This window comes from Streptomyces ureilyticus, assembly GCF_011045025.1.
Taxonomy (GTDB): Bacteria; Actinomycetota; Actinomycetes; order Streptomycetales; family Streptomycetaceae; genus Streptomyces; species Streptomyces ureilyticus.
Genome location: NZ_JAAKZX010000484.1, coordinates 1 through 1000, shown reverse-complemented (window position 1 = coordinate 1000; position 1000 = coordinate 1). Strand labels below are relative to the sequence as shown.

At 75.9% G+C, this 1000-nt stretch carries 1 protein-coding gene; it reads right to left on the bottom strand.

Annotation, left to right across the window (positions count from 1 at the left end; all coding sequences use genetic code 11):
* On the bottom strand, positions 1-967 hold a 967-nt coding region (locus G6048_RS48275; protein ID WP_165345917.1), incomplete at its 3' end, for an EamA family transporter.
* Positions 968-1000: the final 33 nt, after the last annotated feature.

Sequence of the window (1000 nt, the reverse complement as noted above, 5' to 3'; positions counted from 1 at the left end):
GTGCCGGGGTGCGGGTCGGGGCCGAGGCGGGCGGCGTCGACTGCCCGGGCGTGACCGCCAGGGTGGACCCGGTAGACCCCGCCGACTGCACGGGCGCCACGGCCGGGGAAGCTTCGGGCCGCTCGCGGAGCTTCGTACGCGGCCCCAGCTGCCCCGCCACCGTCGCCGCGAACGCCACGGCCATGCCCGCCAGTTGGACGGGGCCGAGCGACTGGCCGAGCGCCGTCCAGCCGACGACGGCCGCCGTCAACGGGGAGAGCGGGCCTAGGAACGTGACCTGGGTGGCGGCGAGCCGGCCGATGCCGCGGAACCAGATCCAGTACGCCAACACCGTGTTGGCCAGCGCGAGGTAGAGGTAGCCGCCGATCGCCCGGCCGTCGAGCGCGGGCGGCGCCCCTTCGACGAGCAGAGCGAGCGGAGCGATCAGCAGGCCGCCCGCGGTCAGCTGCCAGCCGGTGAGCGCCAACGGGCCCACGCCCTCCGGCCGCCCCCACCTCTTGGTGAGCACCGTCCCGGCGGACATCGACGCGGTCGCGGCGAGCGCCGCCGCGATCCCGATGACGTCCAGCGCACCCGTCGCCTTGAGCACGACGAGGCTGACGCCGAGGGCCGCCGCGATGCCGGTGAGGATCGTACGGACGGTCGGGCGCTCGCCGAGCAGCAGCGCCGCGAGGCCCGCGACGAACAGCGGGCCGACGGAGCCGACGACCGCCGCAAGGCCGCCGGGCAGGCGGTACGCGGAGAGGAAGAGCAGCGGGAAGAAGGCGCCGATGTTCAGCGCGCCGAGGGCCGCCGCCTTCCACCACCAGACGCCGCTGGGCAGCTTGCGGGCGACGGCGAGCAGGACGAGTCCGGCGGGCAGGGCCCGGATCAGGCCGGTGAACAGGGGGCGGTCGGCCGGCAGGAACTCCGTGGTGACGGCGTAGGTGGTGCCCCAGGAGATGGGCGCCAGGGCGGTGACGGCGATGGTGAGGAGGAGGGGCGCGGCGAGGGTGGTGGG